The 21,194-nt window shown below is 68.4% G+C and carries 20 protein-coding genes; 6 read left to right on the plus strand and 14 right to left on the minus strand.

What is annotated here, in order from left to right:
• The first annotated feature begins 286 nt into the window (after positions 1 to 286).
• From LMJ29_RS18010 to LMJ29_RS18030, 5 genes are all read left to right on the plus strand, one after another.
• On the plus strand, positions 287 to 1,210 hold the full coding sequence (locus tag LMJ29_RS18010; protein ID WP_229606897.1) for an ABC transporter ATP-binding protein: 924 nt from the start codon (positions 287 to 289) through the stop codon (positions 1,208 to 1,210).
• Positions 1,207 to 1,941, plus strand: coding sequence for an ABC transporter permease (locus tag LMJ29_RS18015; protein WP_229606898.1), 735 nt, complete (start codon positions 1,207 to 1,209; stop codon positions 1,939 to 1,941). Before LMJ29_RS18010 ends, LMJ29_RS18015 begins: the two co-directional genes overlap by 4 nt.
• A 10-nt stretch (positions 1,942 to 1,951) precedes the next feature.
• Positions 1,952 to 3,784: a GldG family protein gene (locus LMJ29_RS18020; RefSeq protein WP_229606899.1), complete on the plus strand. Its 1,833-nt coding sequence runs from the start codon at positions 1,952 to 1,954 to the stop codon at positions 3,782 to 3,784.
• A gap of 44 nt (positions 3,785 to 3,828) precedes the next feature.
• Positions 3,829 to 4,806: a DUF4340 domain-containing protein gene (locus tag LMJ29_RS18025; protein WP_229606900.1), complete on the plus strand. Its 978-nt coding sequence runs from the start codon at positions 3,829 to 3,831 to the stop codon at positions 4,804 to 4,806.
• A gap of 224 nt (positions 4,807 to 5,030) precedes the next feature.
• Positions 5,031 to 5,240 (plus strand): cold-shock protein, encoded by a 210-nt coding sequence (locus LMJ29_RS18030; RefSeq protein WP_229606901.1) that lies wholly within the window; start codon positions 5,031 to 5,033, stop codon positions 5,238 to 5,240.
• A gap of 52 nt (positions 5,241 to 5,292) precedes the next feature.
• On the opposite strand, the gene LMJ29_RS18035 is transcribed toward LMJ29_RS18030, so the two are convergent.
• The 6 genes from LMJ29_RS18035 to LMJ29_RS18060 form a co-directional block, all read right to left on the minus strand.
• On the minus strand, positions 5,293 to 5,748 hold the full coding sequence (locus tag LMJ29_RS18035) for a barstar family protein (protein WP_229606902.1): 456 nt from the start codon (positions 5,746 to 5,748) through the stop codon (positions 5,293 to 5,295).
• On the minus strand, positions 5,745 to 6,410 hold the full coding sequence (locus LMJ29_RS18040; protein ID WP_229606903.1) for a ribonuclease domain-containing protein: 666 nt from the start codon (positions 6,408 to 6,410) through the stop codon (positions 5,745 to 5,747). The genes LMJ29_RS18035 and LMJ29_RS18040 overlap by 4 nt, the downstream gene beginning before the upstream one ends.
• A 90-nt stretch (positions 6,411 to 6,500) precedes the next feature.
• Entirely contained in the window at positions 6,501 to 6,872 is a 372-nt protein-coding gene (locus LMJ29_RS18045) for a hypothetical protein (RefSeq protein ID WP_229606904.1), read from the minus strand.
• Between the two features lie 39 nt (positions 6,873 to 6,911).
• On the minus strand, positions 6,912 to 7,715 hold the full coding sequence (locus LMJ29_RS18050; protein ID WP_229606905.1) for a putative RNA methyltransferase: 804 nt from the start codon (positions 7,713 to 7,715) through the stop codon (positions 6,912 to 6,914).
• A 3-nt stretch (positions 7,716 to 7,718) separates the two neighbouring features.
• Positions 7,719 to 8,861, minus strand: coding sequence for a succinyl-diaminopimelate desuccinylase (gene dapE / locus LMJ29_RS18055; protein ID WP_229606906.1), 1,143 nt, complete (start codon positions 8,859 to 8,861; stop codon positions 7,719 to 7,721).
• A 125-nt stretch (positions 8,862 to 8,986) separates the two neighbouring features.
• A complete protein-coding gene (locus tag LMJ29_RS18060) occupies positions 8,987 to 11,578 on the minus strand; it encodes a glycosyltransferase (protein WP_229606907.1) in 2,592 nt (863 codons plus the stop codon).
• 188 nt (positions 11,579 to 11,766) lie between these two features.
• On the opposite strand from LMJ29_RS18060, the gene tcdA reads away from it, so the two are divergent.
• Entirely contained in the window at positions 11,767 to 12,576 is an 810-nt protein-coding gene (gene tcdA / locus LMJ29_RS18065) for a tRNA cyclic N6-threonylcarbamoyladenosine(37) synthase TcdA (RefSeq protein WP_229606908.1), read from the plus strand.
• 242 nt (positions 12,577 to 12,818) lie between these two features.
• On the opposite strand, the gene LMJ29_RS18070 is transcribed toward tcdA, so the two are convergent.
• The 8 genes from LMJ29_RS18070 to map all read right to left on the minus strand — a co-directional run bounded on the left by LMJ29_RS18070 (position 12,819) and on the right by map (position 21,051).
• Complete coding sequence (locus LMJ29_RS18070) at positions 12,819 to 13,235, minus strand: SufE family protein (protein WP_229606909.1); 417 nt, start codon at positions 13,233 to 13,235, stop codon at positions 12,819 to 12,821.
• Positions 13,232 to 14,437, minus strand: coding sequence for an aminotransferase class V-fold PLP-dependent enzyme (locus LMJ29_RS18075; protein WP_229606910.1), 1,206 nt, complete (start codon positions 14,435 to 14,437; stop codon positions 13,232 to 13,234). Before LMJ29_RS18075 ends, LMJ29_RS18070 begins: the two co-directional genes overlap by 4 nt.
• 265 nt (positions 14,438 to 14,702) lie before the next feature.
• The gene (dapD, locus tag LMJ29_RS18080; protein WP_229606911.1) at positions 14,703 to 15,737 is read right to left on the minus strand and encodes a 2,3,4,5-tetrahydropyridine-2,6-dicarboxylate N-succinyltransferase; all 1,035 of its coding nucleotides are present in this window, start codon (positions 15,735 to 15,737) and stop codon (positions 14,703 to 14,705) included.
• Positions 15,738 to 15,774: 37 nt separating this feature from the next.
• A complete protein-coding gene (locus LMJ29_RS18085; protein ID WP_229606912.1) occupies positions 15,775 to 16,125 on the minus strand; it encodes an ArsC family reductase in 351 nt (116 codons plus the stop codon).
• A gap of 17 nt (positions 16,126 to 16,142) precedes the next feature.
• Complete coding sequence (locus LMJ29_RS18090; protein WP_229606913.1) at positions 16,143 to 16,310, minus strand: hypothetical protein; 168 nt, start codon at positions 16,308 to 16,310, stop codon at positions 16,143 to 16,145.
• Entirely contained in the window at positions 16,310 to 17,512 is a 1,203-nt protein-coding gene (dapC, locus tag LMJ29_RS18095; RefSeq protein ID WP_229606914.1) for a succinyldiaminopimelate transaminase, read from the minus strand. Before dapC ends, LMJ29_RS18090 begins: the two co-directional genes overlap by 1 nt.
• A 13-nt stretch (positions 17,513 to 17,525) precedes the next feature.
• Positions 17,526 to 20,237 (minus strand): [protein-PII] uridylyltransferase, encoded by a 2,712-nt coding sequence (locus LMJ29_RS18100; RefSeq protein ID WP_229606915.1) that lies wholly within the window; start codon positions 20,235 to 20,237, stop codon positions 17,526 to 17,528.
• A 31-nt stretch (positions 20,238 to 20,268) separates the two neighbouring features.
• Positions 20,269 to 21,051 (minus strand): type I methionyl aminopeptidase, encoded by a 783-nt coding sequence (gene map, locus LMJ29_RS18105; RefSeq protein WP_229606916.1) that lies wholly within the window; start codon positions 21,049 to 21,051, stop codon positions 20,269 to 20,271.
• Positions 21,052 to 21,194: the final 143 nt, after the last annotated feature.

Raw genomic sequence — 21,194 nt, forward strand, 5'->3', positions numbered from 1 at the left:
TCGCCAGCCAACCGGCGGGCGAGCCGGCGTCGCCTCGGCAGGCCGGCACCTGCGCCGGGCGACATGCCATCGCCAGGAGCCTGCAACGTCGGCGGGCTGCTCGGCCTCAGCGTCGCGGCGCTTTGCCGCGTCGTGACCCGGCGCTGCGCAGGGCGACCGGCGGCGGGCGCCTGCGCGGCGCCGCTCCCCCTTGCATTGCCCGCGCCCGCTACCTAGAGTTCAGCCAGCATTCGATAGGCCTCCGCGGCCGTCTGGCACGGAGGCTCCAGCAGGTTATGGAGCAACCATGATCGAAATAGACAAGCTCACCAAGCGCTTTGCCCAGCAGCTCGCGGTCGACGAGCTGTCCTTCCGCGTCCGGCCCGGCGAGGTGCTGGGTTTCCTCGGCCCCAACGGCGCCGGCAAGTCGACCACCATGAAGATGCTCACCGGCTTCCTCGCCCCGACCTCGGGCACCGCGCGCATCTTCGGTTTCGACATCCAGAAGCAGACCCTCAAGGCCCAGCGGCTGATCGGCTACCTGCCCGAAGGCGCGCCCTGCTACGGCGACATGACGGTGCGCGGCTTCCTCGAATTCATCGCCGGGGTGCGCGGTTTCCGTGGCGCGCAGAAGCGCGACCGGGTCGCCGGGGCGGTGGCCCAGGTGGAGCTCGAGAAGGTGCTCGACCAGTCCATCGACACCCTGTCCAAGGGCTTCAAGCGCCGCGTCGGCCTGGCCCAGGCGATCCTCCACGATCCCAAGGTACTGATCCTCGACGAGCCCACCGACGGTCTCGACCCCAACCAGAAGCACCAGGTGCGTCAGCTGATCCAGAGCCTGGCGGCCGACAAGATCATCATCATTTCCACGCACATCCTCGAGGAAGTCACCGCGGTGTGCACCCGCGCGGTGGTGATTGCCGGCGGGCGGCTTCTCGCCGACGGCACGCCCTTCGAACTGGAGAGCCGCTCGCGCTACCACCAGGCGGTGACCCTGGTCGGCGATGCGCCGCTGGACGAGGCGGCATTGGCCGGGTTGCCGGGCGTCGCCGGCGTCGAGCGCAACCCCCGCGAGCACAGTCTCACCGTGCTGGCCTTGCCGGGCCAGGTGATCTTCCCGCAGGTCAGCGCGCTGGTGGCGGCGCGCGGCTGGCACATCCGGGAAATGGACGTGGAGCGCGGCCGCCTCGACGAGGTGTTCCGCACCCTGACCCGAGGAGAGGCGGCATGAAGCAGTTGCCGGTGGTCTTCAGGCGCGAGCTGGCGAGCTACTTCGCCACGCCGCTCGCCTACGTGTTCATCGTGATCTTCCTGGTGCTGTCCGGGGTGTTCACCTTCTATCTGGGCAGCTTCTTCGAGCGCGGCCAGGCCGACCTGTCGGCGTTCTTCACCTTCCATCCCTGGCTGTACCTGTTCCTGGTGCCCGCGCTGGCCATGCGCCTGTGGGCCGAGGAGCGCAAGAGCGGCACCATCGAGCTGCTGATGACCCTGCCGATCACCCGCGCCGAGGCGGTGGGCGGCAAGTTCCTCGCCGCCTGGGTGTTCGCCGGCATCGCCCTGTTGCTGACCTTCCCGATGGTGGTCACCGTCAACTACCTGGGCGAGCCGGACAACGGCGCCATCCTCACCGGCTACATCGGCAGCTGGCTGCTGGCCGGCGGCTACCTGGCGATCGGCTCGTGCCTGTCGGCGCTGGCCAAGAACCAGGTGATCGCCTTCATCCTCACCGCCTGCGTGTGCTTCCTGTTCATCGTCAGCGGCTTCCCGCTGGTGCTCGACGCCTTCAGCGGCTGGGCGCCGCAGGCGCTGGTCGACGCGGTGGCTTCGCTGAGCTTCCTGACCCGCTTCGACGCGATCAGCAAGGGCGTGCTCGATGCGCGCGACCTGCTGTACTTCGCCAGCCTGATCCTGGCCTGGCTGGCTGCCACCGCGGTGGTGGTCGACCTGAAGAAAGCCGACTGAGGAGAGCGCGATGAAACGCATCCTGTATTCCGGCGCCGGGCTGCTGCTGATCGCCCTGGCGTTCCTGGTGTTCAACATGGTGGCCGGCCTAGGCCTGCCCAACGCCCGCCTCGACCTCACCGAGCAGAAGCTCTACACCATCAGCGAGGGCACCGAGCGCATCCTCGGCGAGCTGGACGAGCCGGTGAACCTGTACTTCTTCTTCTCCGACAACGTCACCCGCGACCTGGTGCCGGTGCGCAACTACGCGCGGCGCGTCGAGGAGATGCTGCGCGCCTACGAGCGCGCCGCCGGCGGCAAGATCAAGCTGCACGTCATCGACCCGGCGCCGTTCTCCGCGGACGAGGACCGCGCCGCCGAGTTCGGCCTGCACGCGGTGCCGCTGCAGCAGGGCGGCGACAAGCTGTACTTCGGCCTGGCCGGCACCAATGCGCTGGACGACGTGCAGACCATCCCGTTCTTCCCGCTCGACCAGGAGGAATTCCTCGAGTACGAACTCAGCCGGCTGGTGCAGACCCTGGCCAAGCCGGCGCGGCCGGTGGTCGGCGTGCTTTCCGGCCTGCAGCTGGAGGGCGGCTTCAATCCGCTGACCGGCCAGGCCGGCACGCCCTGGATGGTGATGGAGCAGATCCGCCAGCAGTTCACCATCAAGAGCCTGCAGGCCGGCGTCGACCGCATTCCCGACGAGGTGTCGGTGCTGCTGCTGGTGCATCCCAAGCAGCTGCCGCCGCCGACCCTGTACGCCATCGACCAGTTCGTACTGCGCGGCGGCAAGCTGCTGGCCTTCGTCGATCCGTTCAGCGAGAGCGACGACGCCGGCCTGATGGGCGGCACCGGCAACGCGTCCGACCTCGAGCCGCTGTTCAAGGCCTGGGGGGTGCGCCTGCGCCCGAACGAGATCCTGCTCGACGGCAGCTACGCGATGTCCGTGGGCATCGGCCAGGGCGAGGAACAGCGCCCGATCCGCCATCCGGCCTGGCTCAGCCTGCCCAAGGCGGCGCTCGACCGGCAGGACATCACCACCGCCGCGCTGGAGAACCTGACCGTGGCCAGTGCCGGCATCCTCGAGCCGCTGGAGGGAGCGAAGACCCGCTTCACGCCGCTGCTGCACAGCTCCGAGTACGCCATGCCGATGGACGCCAAGCGCCTGGCCGGGCTGCGCGATCCGCAGGAGCTGCTGCGCGATCTGGAGCCGACCGGCGAGCGCTACGCGCTGGCCGCGCGCATCTCCGGACCGGCGCCGACCTCCTTCCCGCAGGGCATCGAGGGGCAGAAGGACGGCCTCACGCAGGCGGACGGCATCAACGTCATCGTGGTCGCCGATACCGACCTGCTCGCCGACCGCATGTGGGTGCAGGTACAGGAGTTCTTCGGCCAGCGCGTCCCGCAGCCGTTCGCCGACAACGCCGGCTTCGCCATCAACGCGCTGGACAACCTGGCCGGCAGCGACGCGCTGATCAGCGTGCGTTCGCGCGGTCGCTTCAGCCGGCCGTTCAGCGTGGTCGAGAACCTGCAGCGCCAGGCCGAGGCGCGCTTCCGGGAGCAGGAGGAGATCCTCAACCAGCGCCTGGCGCAGACCGAGCAGCGCCTGGCCGAGTTGCAGCAGGGCGACAAGCCCGACCAGGTGCTGGAGCTGACGCCCGAGCAGCAGGCGACCCTGCAGCAGTTCCTCCAGGAGCGGCTGAAGATCCGCAAGGAGCTGCGCGAGGTGCGCTACCGGCTGAATGCCGACATTGAGGGCCTGGGGCGCAGCCTGAAGTTCGTCAACATCGCGCTGGTGCCGCTGCTGCTGACCCTGGGCGTGCTGGCGCTGTGGCTGTGGCGTCGCCGCCGCGTGGCCTGAGGCGGCGCAAGGCGAGCGTAAGGCCAGAGCGTAAGGAGAGTGCAATGCAACGCAAGTCGCTATGGATTCTGTTATTGGCCGTCGCCCTGCTCGGCGCTTTGTTCGTCTGGCTGCAGCGCGGCGGCGAGGCGCCGCCTCAGGCCACCCGCGAGTTGCTGCTGCCGGCGCTGGCCGGGCAGCTGGAGCGGGTGCAGGCCGTGCAGATCCGCCACGGCGATCTGCCGGTCATCCACATCGAGCGCCGCGACGGCGTCTGGGTGGTGCCGGCCAAGGCCGGCTATCCGGCGGCGGCCGGCGAGGTCAACCGCCTGCTGCGCACGCTGGCCGAGGTGCGCAAGGTCGAGGCCAAGACCCGCAATCCGGCCAACCATGCCCAGCTCGGCCTCGCCGAGCGCGGCGAGGGCGCCGCGACCCGGGTGAGCCTCGACGGCATCGGCCCGGCCCCGGTGGAGCTGCTGCTCGGCCAGGCTTCGCGCCAGGGCGGGCAGCTGGTGCGCCTGCCGGGCGACGATCAGGTATGGCTGGTCGACCAGTCGCTGCAACTGGTGGACAGCGAGCTGGCCTGGCTGGACCGGCGCGTCAGCGCGATTCCGTTCGCCAGCGTGCGCGAGGTCGAGGTGCGGCACGCCGACGGCGAGCAGCTCAACGTCTGGCGCGCCAATCCCGAGCAGTTCAACTTCGCCCTGCGCCAGTTGCCGGCCGGCCGCAAGCTGGCCTACGAGCCGGTCGCCAACGGCATGGCCCTGCTGTTCGCCAGTCTGGACTTCGCCGACGCCGCGCCGCTGGCGCAGGTCGCCTTCAAGGGCACGCCCGAGCTGACCTTCCGCCTGGACACCTTCGCCGGCGGCGAGCTGAAGGGTTCCTTCTACCGGCAGGGCGACCAGCACTGGCTGGTGCTGGGCGAGCGCAAGGGGCTCGACGAGCAGTTGCCCGGCCTGCCGGGCTGGGCCTATCGCCTGGAGGAGCAGCAGTACCGCGCCCTCGCCAGGCGGGTGAAGGACCTGGTGGCGCCGGCAGCGTGATCTGCGGCGAGGATTGCCGCAGGTCAACGCGCGGGGGGCTTTTCTGCGCGGGCTCTTTGTTTATACTCGGGGCAGCGGTCGTCAAGAACGCCATTCGAAATACCCGCTCCAGACGCCTCGCGGCGCGGAGGTCGGATATAACAAGAAGAACGTTTTGTAACGTACCGTCCCGAGCGACTCCCATGAGGGGAGTGTTTTTTCAGCGAGTCTGGAGAGAGGTTGTAATGGCCGAACGTGAAACCGGAACCGTCAAGTGGTTCAACGACGCCAAGGGTTATGGATTCATTCAGCGCGAGAGCGGCCCGGATGTCTTCGTGCACTACCGCGCCATCCGTGGCGAAGGTCACCGCTCCCTGGTCGAAGGGCAGCGTGTGGAGTTCGCCGTAGCCCAGGGTCAGAAAGGCCTGCAGGCGGAAGACGTTTCCAAGCTCTGAACTCGAGCTGGAGATTGCGGAAGAGCCCGTCCTCATGGACGGGCTTTTTCATTCAGGCGTCCCGATCCTGTGCGAGTTGCGGCAGCGGGGCGAGGCAGTCCAGGCCGCGGGCCGGACCTTCGATCAGCAGGCACAGCGCACGGCCACGCTCGCCCCAGTGCTGGCAGGCGTCCTGCAGCAGTTCGACGAACACGGCCAGATCCTCCTCGACCAGCGTACCGGCGCCATCCAGGGGCAGATGCACGACCAGCAGTTGTCCGGCCGGCCAGTCGAGTTCGGTCAGACAGTCCCAGGCGGCGTCCCAGTTCTGTCCGTAGTAGTCGGGAAACGCCAGGACCGCGCCGAGGGCCGCCAGCAGGCTGGCGCGGTCGATGCGCGGCAGCCTTCCGAGGCTTTTGCAGCACAGCTCGACGGCCCGGCAGTCCGCTTCAGGCAGCCGCGCGACGCGATAGGCGGCGTTGCGCGAAGGATCGGCCAGGCAGGCGGCGGCGAGTTGCTGCAGGGTCATCGGCTCTGCTCCAGGACGCGGAACGAACGGTAGTGATCTTCGGTGTAGTAGAAGATCACCGGCGGGTTGCCGCCGGTGACGATGCGCCGCGGGCCGCGATGGGACAGCCCCGGCGTGCGCACCGTGTATTCGCGATAGTAGCCGCGCGGCTGGGCCGGCAGCTGGCGCTCGCGGTTCTGGAACACGGTGCCGTCCTGGCTGTGCGGGAAGGGGCCGCCCTGGCGGATCAGCGCCAGGGTCGTGGCGATCTCGCGCTGGATCGGGTCCGCGCCCTGCACCTGGGCCGGGGCGTCCTGTCCGGCAGGCGAGCGCAGCAGGTGACTGAGCGGTCCCTGGCTCAACAGCCAGCCGGCGAACAGCAGCACCAGCAGCGCGGCGCTCTTGAACAGGCCGAGCGGGTTGTGGCGCGGGCGCGCGTTCGCGGCGCGCCCGCGCGGGGCAGGGGAGGCGCCGGGCGCGACGCCCTCCAGGCTGACCCACGCGGCCTTCAGGCGACCGGACTTGTCACGCGTGGTGTCGAATTGCACCGCGTCGCCTTGCTGCGGCCGGCGCGCGGCATTGCGCACCGCGGAGATATGGAAGAACACCTCGGCCGAGCGGTCCTCGGGCTGGATGAAGCCAAAGCCTCGGTCATCGTTCCAGGAAACGACCTTGCCGTGCATCGCTGGGATTGCCTCGCGAATAGGGAATGACCCCGGGCCGTTGCGGGACCGGGGCGATCGGGGATGAGGGGAGGGGGGGCGGCGAGCGGATCAGCCGGTGCGCCACTGGATCTCGCTGACGCCCTCGCTGGTGACCTTCAGCCAGCGGTCGGCATCCTCCTCGCCCTGCTCCTCGTTCCAGCTGCCCGGCGCGCAGCGCACCTCGACGCCGAGCGCCGTACAGGCGGCCCGGGCGCAGGCGAGATCGTCTTCCCAGGGCGTGCGGTCGCTCTCCAGCAGCAGGCTGTGCCACTTGCCGACCGCCTTGGGCAGCCAGGTGACGGCAATGTCGGCGAAGCGGCACTTGTGGGTCAGGCCGCGGACCTGCCAGTCGCCGCACGGGCCGATGGCCTGCTCGAGCCATGCGGTCACCGCCGGCAGTTCGGCGTCCTTGAGGTAGATCTCGATATCCGGTTGGCGCATGTCAGGGCTTCCTGAGGGCGGGGAGGGAGGGACGGACGTTCACTGGCGCTCGATCCAGTCGTAGCGCACCGACACGGTGACCTCGAAGGGTTCGGCGAGGATGCGTTCGCGGCGTTCGGCATTGACCCGCCAGCCGTGCGGGGTCATCGCCAGCAGGTCGGCGCGCGCGTCGCGGCTGTCCAGCGCCAGGCGGAACTCCAGGGTCTGCGTGTCGGCCAGTCGCAGCGTCTCGGGCAGGTCGGCCAGATGCTTGTCGTCGACGTACTCGCGCACCTCGTCGTAGAGCTTCTGGCGCAGCTCGAGCAGGTGGTCGCGCGCCGGACCCAGGCGCAGGATGCCGCCGCCGGGGGAAAGCAGGCGGGCCGCCTCATTCCAGTCGATCGGGCTGAACACGCTGGCCAGCAGGCCGCAGGAGGCGCTGGCCAGCGGCACGCGGGCCATGCTGGCGACCATCCAGGTCAGCTGCGGCGCGCGCTTGCAGGCGCGCTTGACCGCCTCGCGGGAGATGTCCAGGGCGTAGCCGTCGGCCTCCGGCAGGGCCTCGGCCAGCTGCGCGGTGTAGTAACCCTCGCCGCAGCCGATGTCCACCCAGCGCGCCGGCGCGCGCGCGCCGGCCAGCTCGGCCAGGCGCGCGGCCAGCGGCGCGTAGTGGCCGGCGCCGAGGAAGCGCCGGCGCGCCTCGACCATGGCGGCGTTGTCGCCCGGGTCGAGGCTCTTCTTGTGCTGCACCGGCAACAGGTTCAGGTAGCCCTGGCGGGCGCGGTCGAAGCGGTGGTTGTGGGCGCACTGCACGCCGTTGTCGGCAGTGTGCAGCGCAGCGCTGCAGATCGGACAGGTGAGCATGGGTTATTCGGCCAGCAGGCGGACCAGAGTCTGGTAGTAGATCTCGGTCAGCAGGTCGAGATCGCTGGCCAGGACCCGCTCGTTGATCTGGTGGATGGTGGCGTTGACCGGGCCCAGTTCGACCACCTGGGTGCCCAGGGTGGCGATGAAGCGACCGTCCGAGGTGCCGCCGGTGGTGGAGGCGACGGTGTCGCGACCGGTGATTGCCTTGATGCTGGCGGACACCGCGTCGAGCAGGGCGCCCGGCTCGGTCAGGAACGGCAGGCCGGACAGCGACCACTCGATCTGCCACTTGAGGTCGTGCTTGTCGAGGATCGCCGCGACGCGCTGCTGCAGGCCCTCGACGGTGGACTCGGTGGAAAAGCGGAAGTTGAACAGCGCGATCAGCTCGCCGGGGATCACGTTGGTCGCGCCGGTGCCGGAATTGAGGTTGGAGATCTGGAAGGTGGTCGGCGGGAAGAACGCGTTGCCGGCGTCCCAGGTCTCGGCGGCCAGTTCGGCCAGCGCCGCGGCGGCCAGATGGATGGGGTTCTGCGCCAGGTGCGGGTAGGCGACGTGGCCCTGCAGGCCCTGGACGCGCAGCTTGCCGTTGAGCGAGCCGCGGCGGCCGTTCTTGACGATGTCGCCGACCTGCGAGGTGCTCGACGGCTCGCCGACGATGCACCAGTCCAGGCGCTCGCGGCGCGCGGCCAGGCGCTCGACCACCGCCTGGGTGCCGTGCACGGCGGGGCCTTCCTCGTCGCTGGTGATGAGGAAGGCGATGGCGCCGCGGTGCTGCGGGTGATCGGCGACGAAGCGCTCCACGGCGACGATCATGGCCGCCAGGCTGCCCTTCATGTCGGCGGCGCCGCGTCCGCAGAGCATGCCGTCGGCATCGACCAGCGCTGCGAACGGCGGGTGCTGCCAGGCGTCCAGCGGGCCGGTGGGCACCACGTCGGTGTGGCCAGCGAAGCACAGCACGGGACCCTCGCCCCCGCGGCGGGCCCAGAAGTTCTCCACGTCCTCGATGTTCATCGGCTCGACGGCGAAGCCGCAGGCGGCCAGGCGCTGCATCATCAGCTGCTGGCAGCCTTCGTCCAGCGGAGTGACGGAGGCGCGGCGGATCAGCTCGCAGGCCAGTTCGAGGGTGGGGGAGAGGGTGGTCATGCGGGCTCCGGAACAGCGTTGGATCGGGGCGCCTATCTTAAAGGAAAACGGCGCTTTTTCTGAGCGCCGTTGTCGGGGAAAGCGGGTGGCACCCCTCTCCTAGTGGAAGAGAGGGGCGCAGCGGCTCAGGTCACCGGGACTTCGTCCGCGCTCTGCTCCGGCTTGGGCAGCGAGGAGAGCAGGGCCATGACCAGGGCGGCCAGATAGGGCAGCGACTGCACCAGCAGCACTGTGACCCAGAAGAACACGTCGATGCCCGGCAGCGGCTGGGTCAGCGAGATGCCCAGGGCCGCGCCCCACAGCAGCAGCATGACGACCAGCTCTTCGCGGGCTTCCGCCAGCGCCACCAGCAGACCGTGGCTGCTGCGCATCTTCGGCGTGCGGAAGAACGGAATGCTGCTGGTGCAGAAGCCGTACAGCACCGCCTTGGCGATGGTGTGCGACAGGGCGAGGCCCGCCATCGCCGCGGCGAAGGCATCGCGCATGCGCACACCGACGGCGCGGCGGTAGAGGAACAGGATCTTGCCCAGCTTGAACACGAACAGCGCCAGCGGCGGGATGGCGAAGATCATCAGCGGCGGGTCGACGCGGTGCGGCACGATGATCATCGCCGCCGACCACAGCAGGGCGCCGAGGGTGAAGAAGATGTTCAGGCCGTCGGCGATCCACGGCAGCCAGCCGGCCACGAAGTGGTAGCGCTGGCCACGGGTCAGATCGGCGTCCCTGCCCAGCAGCAGGCTGCCGAGGTGGCGCTTCATGATCTGGATGGCGCCGTAGGCCCAGCGGAAGCGCTGCTTCTTGAAGTCGATGAAGGTGTCGGGCATCAGGCCCTTGCCGTAGCTGTTCTCGTGGTAGGCGGCCGACAGGCCCTTCTCGAACACGCGCAGGCCCAGCTCGGCATCCTCGGTGATGCACCATTCGGCCCAGCCCAGCTCGTCGAGCACCAACTTGCGGGTCATGGTCATGGTGCCGTGCTGGATGATGGCGTCACGCTCGTTGCGGGTCACCATGCCGATGTGGAAGAAGCCCTTGTACTCGGCGTAGCACAGCTTCTTGAACAGCGATTCGTGCTCGTCGCGGTAGTCCTGCGGCGACTGCACGATGGCGATCTTCGGATCGGCGAAGTGCGGCACCATGTGCTTGAGCCAATCCGGGCCGACGCAGTAGTCGGAGTCGATCACCGCGATCACCTCGGCGTCGGCGGCGGTGCGCTCCAGGGCGTAGTTCAGCGCACCGCCCTTGAAGCCGGCCAGCGGGGCGACGTGGAAGAAGCGGAAGCGCGGACCCAGGGTGGCGCAGTGGGCTTCCACCGGCTGCCACACGGCCGGGTCCTTGGTGTTGTTGTCGATCACCAGGACCTCGAAGTCCGGGTAGTCGAGGCGCGCCAGGGCGTTGAGGGTCTGTTTGACCATCTCCGGCGGCTCGTTGTAGCAGGGCACGTGGATCGACACCTTGGGCCGGTAGGCGCTGTCGCCGGTCACCGGCGGGAAGGGCCGGCGACGCTTCTGCAGCCAGACCGCCTCGGCCAGTTCGTGGGCCTCGGTGAGCAGGACGATGATCACGCCCAGGGCGCCGAGGGCGAGCAGGACGCCGACGGTGAGGCTGAACCAGTTGCTGTACTGCTGGCTGTAGTCGTAGCCGATCCACACCAGCATGGTGGCGGCGAGGAAGGCGACGATGGTCAGGAAGGTACGGCCGCGCTGGCGCAGGGAGCTGCCGTCGATCAGCAGCAGGGCCAGGGCGAGCAGGGCGAGCACGCCCGACGCGGTGGCCAGCAGGCGCCACTGGGGAATTTCCACCACGGGGCCGGCGAAGGGGAACTTGGGTTGGCGCTCGGCGTTGTAGACGCCCCAGTAGGCACCGACCGAACCTTCGTCGCTGGCCTTCCACGGCTGGTCGAAGGCCTCGATGACGAAGTAGTTGTAGCCCTTGGCGTTCAGCTTGTTGACCAGGGTGCGCAGGTAGATGGCCTGGTCGGCCTGGTTGGCCTCGGCGCCGCCGCGGGTGCGGCCGTTGCTCGGCCAGCCGACTTCCGCCAGCAGCAGCGGCTTTTTCGGGAAGGCCTTCTTCAGTTCGCGGGCACGGTCGAGAACGAAGTCGACCGAGTCTTCCTGCGGCACGAATTCCCAGTAGGGCAGCACGTGGGCGGCGATCAGGTCGACGTGCTTGGCCAGTTCCGGATATTTCTGCCAGATGTGCCACTGCTCGGCGGTGGTCACCGGGACCTTGAGCGCACCACGCACGCGGTCCAGGTAGCCGATCAGCTGCTCGGGGGTGACTTCTTCGCGGAACAGCGCTTCGTTGCCGACGACGACCCGCACCACACTGCGCTCGCGCTTGGCGATCTCGATGCCGCGCTCGATCTGCGACTCGTTGGCTGCCTCGTCGTTGGTCAGCCAGATCCCCAGGGTCACGCGCAGGCCGGCCTCTTCGGCCAGGCGCGGGATTTCCGCCAGCACGCCGTCGACCGAGTAGGTACGGATGTTGTCGGTCTGGCTGCTCAGCAGCTCCAGGTCGGCGCGGATCTCGTTCTCGCTCGGGTAGATGCTCTCCTGCGGATTCTGGTGCAGGCGGAACGGCGAGAAGGAGTAGCCGGAAATCTGGTCGGGCCAGTCCGGGGCATCCACGGGTTGGTTGAACCAGGCCCACAGGCCGGTGAACAGGGAGGCCACGGCCACGACCATGACCAGGTTGAGACCCAATTTGCGAGCAGACATGTATGCAGGGTTCCAGAAAGAGGAACAGGGAGAAAGCCGGCGGACGCCGACGCGCGCGCATCCTACTCCGTGGCCGGGGGGCTGTATAGGGGCGGTGCTGTCAGTATGACAGTCGCCGCGCCTGCCGGTTCGCTGGGCGTGGGCGAGCGGTGAATTTATAATGCCGAACGCATTTTTTCGGGGGTGTCATGCAGATCGACGAACAGCGTTTTGGCGGCATTGCCCGCCTGTACGGCCAGCTGGGCCTCGAGCGACTGGCGGCGGCCCATGTGGCGGTGGTCGGCATCGGCGGCGTGGGCTCCTGGGCCGCCGAGGCGCTGGCGCGCAGCGGGGTGGGCGAGATCTCGCTGTTCGACCTCGACGACGTCTGCGTGACCAATACCAACCGGCAGATCCACGCCCACGCCGGCAATATCGGCCGCGCCAAGGTCGAGGCGATGGCCGAGCGTATCCGCGCGATCAACCCGGACTGCGTGGTGCACACGGTGGCCGACTTCGTCACCCGCGAGACCATGGCCGAGTACATCACCGAGAACCTCGACGGGGTGATCGACTGCATCGACAGCGTGGCGGCCAAGGCCGCGCTGATCGCCTGGTGCAAGCGGCGCAAGATCCAGATCGTCACCACCGGCGGCGCCGGCGGGCAGATCGATCCGACGCAGATCCAGGTCGCCGACCTCAACAAGACCTTCAACGACCCGCTGGCCGCCAAGGTGCGCTCGACCCTGCGCCGCGACTACAACTTCTCGCGCACGCCGGGACGCACCTACAGCGTGCCTTGCGTGTTCTCCAGCGAGCAACTGCGCTATCCCAAGCCGGACGGCAGCGTCTGCCAGGCCAAGGGCTTCGTCGGCGAGGGCGTGCGTCTGGACTGCGCCGGCGGCTTCGGCGCGGTGATGATGGTCACCGCCACCTTCGGCATGGTCGCCGCGGCGCGCCTGGTGGACAAGCTGGTGGCCGGTGCGCGGCGGCCGGCGGAGCGAAGCAGGCAGGAGTAGGGTGGAAAGCGCGCACAGCGATTTTCTACCGGGCTCCGCGGGCCTCCCGAGGGTGGGCAATCGCTGGCGCTGCGGATCAGACCACTGCGTGGAGCCGTTGCAGTCGCAGGGTAGAAGACTCGCGCAGCGATCTTCTATCGATGCCCCGCGCCGCCGCTGGGGGTAATCGTCGGCACAAGCTGTCCCTCTCCTGCAGGGGCGAATTGATTCGCCCTGGCAGCCGAAGGCCAATGAGTCCGTCTCTACAGGGAGGCCTCGGTGGCCAGGGCGCGGATCCGCTGCAGCACCGCATTCAGGCCGTTGCTGCGCGAGGACGACAGCTGGCGAGCCAGGCCGAGCTGGGCGAACCAGTCGGCCACATCCACCTCGCTCAGCTCGTCCGCCGTCAGGCCATTGACCCGCAGCAGCAGCAGGGCGAGCAGGCCGCGCAGCAGGCGGGCGTCGCTGCCGGCGCGAAAGTGCAGGGCTCCGCCGATATGGCCGGGCACCAGCCACACGGTGCTTTCGCAGCCGTGCACGCGGTTCGCTTCGCAGCGCTCCTCTTCGCTCAAGGGCTCCAGACGTTCGCCCCATTGCATCAGCAGGCGCGCGCGTTGTTCCCAGCCGGGGGTGTGGGCGAAGGCATCCAGGGCTGCCTGGGCCGCGGGGGTGAGGTTCATCGCAGTAGCTCCAGTGCATGGTGGAAGGCGGCGAAGAAGCGCTCGAGGTCGTCGCCGTCGTTGTACAGGCCGAGCGAGACGCGGATCGCGCCGGGCATGCCGAGGCGCCGCAGCAGCGGCATGGCGCAGTGCTGGCCGGCGCGCACGGCGATGCCCTGCTCGCTGAGCAGGTGGGAGAGGTCGGCGTTGTGCACCCCCTCGACCACGAAGCTGGCCATCGCGGTGTGCGACTCGCTGAGCAGATGCAGGCCGTCGAAGCGGGCGAGACCAGCCAGCAGGCGCTGGTGCAGGGCGGCCTCGTGGGCGACGATGGCCTGCTCGTCCTGCGCGCCGAGATAGTCCAGTGCGGCGCCCAGGCCGACGGTGGCGGCGATGGCCGGGGTACCGGCCTCGAAGCCCAGCGGCGGCGGACGGAAGCGCGCCTCGTGGTAGTCGACGTACTGCACCATCTCGCCGCCGAACTGCCAGTGACGCAGTTGGGCGAGGGCGCGGCGCCGACCGTAGAGCACGCCGCAGCCATCCGGGGCGTACAGCTTGTGGCCGGAGAACACGTAGAAATCGCAGCCCAGGGCCTGCAGGTCGTGGCGACCGTGGACCACGCCCTGGGCGCCGTCGACCACGGTCAGCGCATCCTGGGCACGGGCCAGCGCCAGCAGCGGCGCCAACGGCTGCCAGCGGCCGAGCACATTGGACAGCTGGCTGACCGCCAGCAGACGGGTGCGCGGACCGATCAGCGCGTCGGCCTGCTCGAGATCGATGTCGCCGGCGGCGTCGAGCGGCAATACCACCAGTTTCAGGTTGCGGCGGCGGGCCAGCTGCTGCCAGGGCAGCAGGTTGGCGTGGTGTTCGAGGGCACTGACGGCGATCTCGTCGCCCTCGACGAACAGGTGCTCGAGGCCGTAGGCCAGCAGGTTGAGCCCTTCGGTACTGCCGCGGGTGAAGACGATCTCCTCCGGGCTGTCGGCGTTGAGCCACTGCGCGACCTTGCGGCGCGTGCCCTCGAAGGCCAGTGTCGCCCGTTCACCCGGCGCATGCTGGGCGCGATGCACGTTGGCGGCGCCCTCGAGGTAGTAGCCGAGCAGGGCGTCCAGCACGGCCTGCGGCTTCTGCGCGGTGGCGGCACTGTCCAAATAGGTCTGGGCGCTGGCGGTGAAGGCGGCGAAGGCCGGGAAGTCGGCGCGCCAGGGGGAGGGCAGGGACATGGTGGCTCCTGTTAGGGCCAAGGGAGGACCGCCGCTATGCGGCAGGTCCACCCTGCGGTGCTGGCACTGAAAAATTGTGTTTAAAGCGTAGCGAGCGAAGGCCAGGCAAGGCGAAATCAGGCGAGGACGCGGAGTTTACTGAGTGTAAATGAGCAGTACTCGTTTCACTCGCCCTTCGGGCCGCCCTGCGGGCGTTCAGTAAACAGCACTGTCCGAGCCTGATTTCAACGCAGCATGGCCGAGCGCAGCAGCTTTAAGTCAATTTTTAGTTGTGCGCGTGGAGCATCTCGTTGAGCTCGATCGCGGTCTTGTTGGTCTTGCACTCGACCGCGCCGGTCTGCGAGTTGCGGCGCAGCAGCAGGTCGTTCTGGCCGGCGATATCGCGGGCCTTGACCACTTCCACCAGGTTGTTCTGCTCGTCGAGCACGGCGACCTTGGTGCCGGCGGTGATGTACAGGCCGGATTCGACGGTGCAGCGATCGCCCAGCGGGATGCCGATGCCGGCGTTGGCGCCGATCAGGCAGCCCTCGCCGACGGAAATCACGATGTTGCCGCCGCCGGACAGGGTGCCCATGGTCGAGCAACCGCCACCCAGGTCCGAGCCCTTGCCGACGAACACGCCGGCGGACACGCGGCCTTCGATCATGCCCGGGCCGGCGGTGCCGGCGTTAAAGTTGACGAAGCCCTCGTGCATGATGGTGGTGCCTTCGCCGATGTAGGCGCCCAGGCGCACGCGGGCGGTGTCGGCGATGCGCACGCCGCTCGGCACCACGTAGTCGGTCATCTTCGGGAACTTGTCCACCGAGAAGACTTCCAGCAGCTCGCCCTTCAGGCGCGCTTCCAGCTGGCGCTCGGCCAGCTCGCCGAGATCGACGGCGCCTTCGTTGGTCCAGGCCACGTTGGGCAGCAGCGGGAAGATGCCGGCCAGGCTGGTGCCGTGCGGCTTGACCAGACGGTGGGAGAGCAGGTGCAGCTTGAGGTAGGCCTCCGGGGTGCTGGCCGGGGCGGCGTCCTCGGCGAGCAGCACGGCGACCAGCGGCTTGCGGCTCTCGGCCAGGCGGGTCAGCAGGCTGGCCTGCACGGTGTTGAGCGACTTGAGCGCAGCGGCCAGGTCGTGGGCCTGGTGGTTGGTCATGGCGATGGTCTGGTTGCCGCCCTGGTAGCCCAGGATGGGGGCGACGGCGGCGACCAGTTCGGCCGCCGGGTCGAGCAGCGGCTGGGCGTAGAAGACTTCCAGCCAGGCGCCCTGGCGGTTCTGGGTGCCGACGCCGAAGGCGATGCTGTAGAGATTCTGCGACATGCGAGAGCTTTCCTTTCGAGAGTGACGGGCTGCGGACTCAGGCGAGCGCCGCGGCGTAGAGTTCCGGCTTGAAGCCGAGCAGGGTGCGGTCGCCGAGGTCGAGCACCGGGCGCTTGATCATCGACGGTTGCGCGAGCATCAGCTCGATGGCGCGCACCTGGTCGAGATCGGCCTTCTGCTCGTCGGCGAGCTTGCGGAAGGTGGTGCCGGCGCGGTTGAGGACCTTGTCCCAGCCGTGCTCGGCGCACCACTTCTCGAGGCTGGCGCGGTCGACGCCGGCGACCTTGTAGTCGTGGAACTGGTAGGCGACGCCCTGGTCGTCGAGCCAGGTGCGGGCCTTCTTCATGGTGTCGCAGGCCTTGATGCCGTACAGACAGGGTTCGGTCATGGCGGGGCTCCTCGAAATCAGGCGAAAGCCGGGTACAGGCGGTAGAACGGCGAGGACAACATGAGTCGCACGCCGCCAGCCGGCACGGCCACCCCGGCAGCGCGCCCGCGGCGGTGGCAGCCGACGCCGCGCAGCAGGATGCCGAAGGCGGCGAGCGCGGTCATCACGTCGAGCGGATTGTCCATTATCCCTGGCGGCTCTCCAGATAGGCGCGGATGCGCTGGGCAGCCTCGACGCACTCGGCCAGCGGGGCGACCAGCGCCATGCGGACGCGATTGGCGCCCGGGTTGATCCCGTCCACCTCGCGCGACAGGTAGGAGCCGGGCACCACGGTGACGTGCTCGCGCTCGAACAGCTCGCGGGTGAAGGCGGTGTCGCTTCCCGGGGTCTTGGCCCACAGGTAGAAGCCGCCGTCCGGGCGCGCCACCTCGAGCACGCCGCCGAGCACCTCGAGCACCGCATCGAACTTGGCGCGGTAGAGGTCGCGGTTGGCGCGTACGTGGGTCTCGTCGTTCCAGGCCGCGATGCTGGCCAGCTGGGTCTGCACCGGCATGGCGCAGCCGTGGTAGGTGCGGTAGAGCAGGAACGGCTTGAGGATCTCGGCGTCGCCGGCGACGAAGCCCGAGCGCAGGCCCGGCAGGTTGGAGCGCTTGGACAGGCTGTGGAACACCACGCAGCGGGCAAAATCCGCGCGGCCCAGCTCGGCGCAGGCGGTCAGCAGGCCGGGCGGCGGGTTTTCCTCGTCGAAGTACAGCTCGCTGTAGCACTCGTCGGCGGCGATCACGAAGTCGTATTGGTCGGCCAGGGCGATCAGCTTCTTCAGGGTGTCCAGCGGCACCAGGGCGCCGGTGGGATTGCCCGGCGAGCAGATGAAGAGGATCTGGCAGCGCTGCCAGACTTCCGTCGGCACCGCGTCGAAGTCGGGGTTGAAGCCGTTGCCTTCCAGGCACGGCAGGTAGTGCGGCTGGGCGCCGGCGAGCAGGGTGGCGCCCTCGTAGATCTGGTAGAACGGGTTGGGGCTGACTACCAGGGCGTCCGGCTCGCGACTCACCACCGCCTGGGTAAAGGCGAACAGCGCCTCGCGGGTGCCGTTGACCGGCAGAACGTGGCGGGCGGCATCCAGCCAGCCGGCGGGCACGCCGAAGCGGCGCTCGCACCAGTGGGCGATGGCCTCGCGCAGGGCCGGCAGGCCGAGGGTGGTAGGGTAGACGGAGAGCTGGTCGAGGCTGTCGGCCAGCGCCCGGGCGACGAACTCCGGCGAGCGGTGCTTGGGTTCGCCGATGGACAGGGCGATCGGCTTCTTGTCAGCCGGCGGCTGGGCGCCGGCGAGCAGCGCGCGCAGCTTTTCGAACGGGTAGGGCTGCAGGAGGTCGAGGGCTCGGTTCATCAAGGGATCCTGTTCAGAAGCTGATGCGGGACGGTGTGATCAGGTTGTCCTGGGTGTCGGAAAGCTGGCGGACCAGGGACTCCTGCAGGCGGGCGCAGAGCTCCGGGTCGGACAGCGGCTGGTTGTGGGCGTCGGCGACGAAGAACACGTCTTCCACCCGCTCGCCCAGGGTGGCGATCTTGGCGTTGAGCACCGACAGGTCGAAGTCGAGGAAGATCTGCCCGACGCGGGCCAGCAGGCCCGGGCGGTCGGGTGCGATCACCTCGATGATGCTGAGCGGGCGCTGGGCGTCGGTGTGGATGGTCACCTGCGGGGCGAAACCGAAGCTCTTCAGCTGGCGTGGCACCCGGCGCTTGATGATGGTGCTGTAGTCCTGCGGGTTCTTCAGCGCATCCACCAGACCCTGGCGGATCTCCTTGATGCGCTGCGGGTCGTCGCCGATCGAGCCGCCGTCGGCATCCAGCACCACGTAGGTATCGAGGGTGAACTGGCTGGTGGAGGTGAGGATGCGCGCGTCCTGAATGTTCAGGTTGAGCTGGTCCATGGCCGCCACGGTCACGGCGAAGAAGTCGTGCTGGTCGGGGGCGTAGATGAAGATCTGGGTGCCGCCCTCGAATTCGCGCTGGGTGGTTTCCTTGATCAGCACCAGCGGCGCGCCGTCATGGGGATGGTGGAGGATCGCCTCGGTGTGCCAGGCGATATCCTCGGGGCTGTGGCGCAGGAAGTAGTCGTCGCCCAGTTGCGCCCACAGCTGCTCGGCGGCGTCCCCGTCGACCTGGCCGCGGCCGCGCAGCAGGTCGAGGGCTGCATGCTGGTTCTCGCGGATGCGCTCCTCGCGGTCGAGCGGGTTTTCCAGGCCGCGGCGCAGGGCGCGCTTGGTCTCGGCATACAGCTGGCGCAGCAGCGAGGCGCGCCACGAGTTCCACAGCGTCGGGTTGGTGGCGTTGATGTCGGCCACGGTCAGTACGTAGAGGTAGTCGAGATGGACCTGATCGCCGACGGCGCGGGCGAAGTCGTGGATCACCTGCGGGTCCGACAGATCCTTGCGCTGGGCGGTGGTGGACATGATCAGGTGATTCTTCACCAGCCAGGCGATCAGCCGGCTATCCCACGGCGGCAGGTGGTGACGCGCGCAGAAGTCCAGCGCGTCGCGAGCGCCCAGTTCGGAGTGGTCGCCGCCGCGCCCCTTGGCGATGTCGTGGTACAGGCCGGCGAAGTACACCAGCTCGGGCTTGGGCAGCTTGGCCATCAGTTCGCTGGCCAGCGGAAACTTCTCGGCCATGTCCGGGCGGCCGAGCTTGCGCAGGTTCTTGATCAGGTTGAGGGTGTGCGCATCGACCGTATAGATGTGGAACAGGTCGTGCTGCATCTGCCCGACGATATGGCCGAACTCCGGCAGGTAGCGGCCGAGGATGCCGTAGCGATTCATCCGCCGCAGGTTGCGGTGGATGCCCTCGTGGGACTTGAACAGCTCGACGAACAGGCTGGTGTTGCGGATGTCGTGGCGGAACTTGTCGTCGATCAGGTGGCGATGGTCGCGCAGCAGGCGGATGGTGTCCGAGCGCACGCCACGGATCTCCGGGTGCTGGGCCATCAGCACGAAGACCTCGAGGATGGCGCTGGGGCTGCGCTTGAACACGTTGGCATTGGTCGCCTCGATGAAGCCGTCGCGCACCTGGAAGCGCGCATTGAGCTGCTGGGGCAGGCCGGATTCGGGCTGTTCGAGCAGCAGCTCCTCGAGGGTCTGGTTGACCAGGTCGCTCAGTTCGGCGGCGGCCATCACCACCCGGTAGTACTTCTGCATGAACTGCTCGACCGCCAGCTTGGTATCGCTGGCCTCGAAGCCGAGCAGGCCGGCGAGGCGGCGCTGATGGTCGAACAGCAGGCGGTCCTCGGCGCGCCCGGCGATCATGTGCAGGGCGTAGCGCACCTTCCACAGGAAGGTCTGGCTGGAGGTCAGCAGGTTGTATTCGTTCTCGGTCAGCAGGCCGCGGGTGACCAGGGTCTCCAGCTTCAGGCTGCCGTACTGGCGGCAGGTGACCCAGAGGATGTGCTGCAGGTCGCGCAGGCCGCCGGGCGAGCCCTTGACGTTGGGTTCGAGGTTGTACTCGGTGTCGTTGTACTTGGCGTGGCGCGCGCGCTGCTCGGCACGCTTGGCGAGGAAGAACTCGCGGGCCGGCCACATGTACTGGGTGCCGGTGGCGGCGCGCATGCGCTGGCGCAGCTCGTCGGGACCTGCGATGGTGCGGCTTTCCATCAGGTTGGTGATCACCGTCAGGTCGGCGCGCGCCTCGCTGGCGCACTCCTCGATCGAGCGCACGCTCTGGCCGATCTCCAGGCCGATGTCCCACAGCAGGGTCAGGAAGCCCTCGATCGGCTGGCGCAGGGCTTCGTGCTGCGCGCCGTCGAGCAGGATCAGGATGTCGATGTCCGAATGCGGGTGCAGCTCGCCGCGCCCGTAGCCGCCGACCGCCACCAGGGCGACATTGCCCGCGCCGCCCCAGTCGAAGCGGGTCCAGGCCTCGCGCAGGATCTGGTCGACGAACCAGGCGCGCCCGGTGATCAGCCTGCGGATGTCGCAATTGGCGGAGAAACGCCCGTCGAGCACCTCGCCGGCCTGGCGGATGGCCTTCTTGAAGGCGCCGATCGGGCTGCTTTTCAGCGCCAGTTCGGCCTGGAACTGGCCGCGGTCGAACAGTTCGTGATCGACATCCGTCGGGTGCATGGGGCGTTCTCCTGTCGCGGGGTGGAGCGGATCAGGGCAGCTGACGGGCGATGCTGTCGTCGCCGCGCAGGGTCAGGATTTCGCAGCCGGTCTCGGTCACCAGGATGGTGTGCTCGTACTGGGCGGACAGCTTGCGATCCTTGGTGATGGCGGTCCAGCCGTCGCCGAGCAGGCGGGTCTCGTGGCGGCCCTGGTTGATCATCGGCTCGATGGTGAAGGTCATCCCTTCCTTGAGCTCGAGACCGGTGCCGGCGCGGCCGTAGTGCAGCACCTGCGGCTCCTCGTGGAACACGTTGCCGATGCCGTGGCCGCAGTACTCGCGGACCACCGAGTAGCCGTTCTTTTCCGCGTGCTTCTGGATGATCTCGCCGATATCGCCCAGGCGCGCGCCGGGGCGCACCACGGAGATGCCCTTGTACAGGCATTCCTGGGTGATCTGGCAGAGACGGGTGGCCCACTCGGGCACCTTGCCGACCATGAACATCTTGCTGGTATCGCCGAAGTAGCCGTCCTTGATCACGGTGATGTCGATATTGAGGATGTCGCCATCCTTGAGCGGCTTGTCGTTGGGGATGCCGTGGCAGACCACGTGGTTGAGCGAGGTGCAGATCGACTTGGGGAAGCCCTTGTAGTTGAGGGGGGCGGGGATGCCCTGCTGCACGTTGACGATGTAGTCGTGGCAGATGCGATCGAGCTCGTCGGTGGTGACCCCAGCCCTGACGTGGGGCTCGATCATTTCCAGCACTTCGGCGGCCAGGCGGCCGGCCACGCGCATTTTCTCGATTTCCTCGGCGGTCTTGATGGAGACGGTCATCTGTTCTCTCTGGCGCGCTGCGCCCATTCGGGTAAACAGGAAAGGTTGGCATTCTAACAGAGGCCGGCGCGGCTGCGGGCGGTGGCGTGGGGCGCGGGCGGGTTTCGTCGGGCGCGCGGGTATGGTATAAAGCGCGGCGTTTT

This window comes from Pseudomonas oryzagri (genome assembly GCF_020831405.1).
GTDB lineage: Bacteria > Pseudomonadota > Gammaproteobacteria > Pseudomonadales > Pseudomonadaceae > Geopseudomonas > Geopseudomonas oryzagri.

Coding starts and splice junctions, on each gene's coding strand:
- LMJ29_RS18100 (WP_229606915.1), bottom strand. CDS start 20,237: ATGCACCCGACGGATGTCGATCACGAACTGTTCGACCGCGGCCAGTTC.
- LMJ29_RS18060 (WP_229606907.1), bottom strand. CDS start 11,578: ATGTCTGCTCGCAAATTGGGTCTCAACCTGGTCATGGTCGTGGCCGTG.
- LMJ29_RS18085 (WP_229606912.1), bottom strand. CDS start 16,125: ATGACCGAACCCTGTCTGTACGGCATCAAGGCCTGCGACACCATGAAG.
- LMJ29_RS18050 (WP_229606905.1), bottom strand. CDS start 7,715: ATGCTCACCTGTCCGATCTGCAGCGCTGCGCTGCACACTGCCGACAAC.
- LMJ29_RS18040 (WP_229606903.1), bottom strand. CDS start 6,410: ATGCACGGCAAGGTCGTTTCCTGGAACGATGACCGAGGCTTTGGCTTC.
- tcdA (WP_229606908.1), top strand. CDS start 11,767: ATGCAGATCGACGAACAGCGTTTTGGCGGCATTGCCCGCCTGTACGGC.
- LMJ29_RS18030 (WP_229606901.1), top strand. CDS start 5,031: ATGGCCGAACGTGAAACCGGAACCGTCAAGTGGTTCAACGACGCCAAG.
- LMJ29_RS18045 (WP_229606904.1), bottom strand. CDS start 6,872: ATGCGCCAACCGGATATCGAGATCTACCTCAAGGACGCCGAACTGCCG.
- dapE (WP_229606906.1), bottom strand. CDS start 8,861: ATGACCACCCTCTCCCCCACCCTCGAACTGGCCTGCGAGCTGATCCGC.
- dapC (WP_229606914.1), bottom strand. CDS start 17,512: ATGAACCGAGCCCTCGACCTCCTGCAGCCCTACCCGTTCGAAAAGCTG.
- LMJ29_RS18075 (WP_229606910.1), bottom strand. CDS start 14,437: ATGTCCCTGCCCTCCCCCTGGCGCGCCGACTTCCCGGCCTTCGCCGCC.
- map (WP_229606916.1), bottom strand. CDS start 21,051: ATGACCGTCTCCATCAAGACCGCCGAGGAAATCGAGAAAATGCGCGTG.
- LMJ29_RS18020 (WP_229606899.1), top strand. CDS start 1,952: ATGAAACGCATCCTGTATTCCGGCGCCGGGCTGCTGCTGATCGCCCTG.
- LMJ29_RS18090 (WP_229606913.1), bottom strand. CDS start 16,310: ATGGACAATCCGCTCGACGTGATGACCGCGCTCGCCGCCTTCGGCATC.
- LMJ29_RS18070 (WP_229606909.1), bottom strand. CDS start 13,235: ATGAACCTCACCCCCGCGGCCCAGGCAGCCCTGGATGCCTTCGCCCAC.
- LMJ29_RS18010 (WP_229606897.1), top strand. CDS start 287: ATGATCGAAATAGACAAGCTCACCAAGCGCTTTGCCCAGCAGCTCGCG.
- dapD (WP_229606911.1), bottom strand. CDS start 15,737: ATGTCGCAGAATCTCTACAGCATCGCCTTCGGCGTCGGCACCCAGAAC.
- LMJ29_RS18025 (WP_229606900.1), top strand. CDS start 3,829: ATGCAACGCAAGTCGCTATGGATTCTGTTATTGGCCGTCGCCCTGCTC.
- LMJ29_RS18015 (WP_229606898.1), top strand. CDS start 1,207: ATGAAGCAGTTGCCGGTGGTCTTCAGGCGCGAGCTGGCGAGCTACTTC.
- LMJ29_RS18035 (WP_229606902.1), bottom strand. CDS start 5,748: ATGACCCTGCAGCAACTCGCCGCCGCCTGCCTGGCCGATCCTTCGCGC.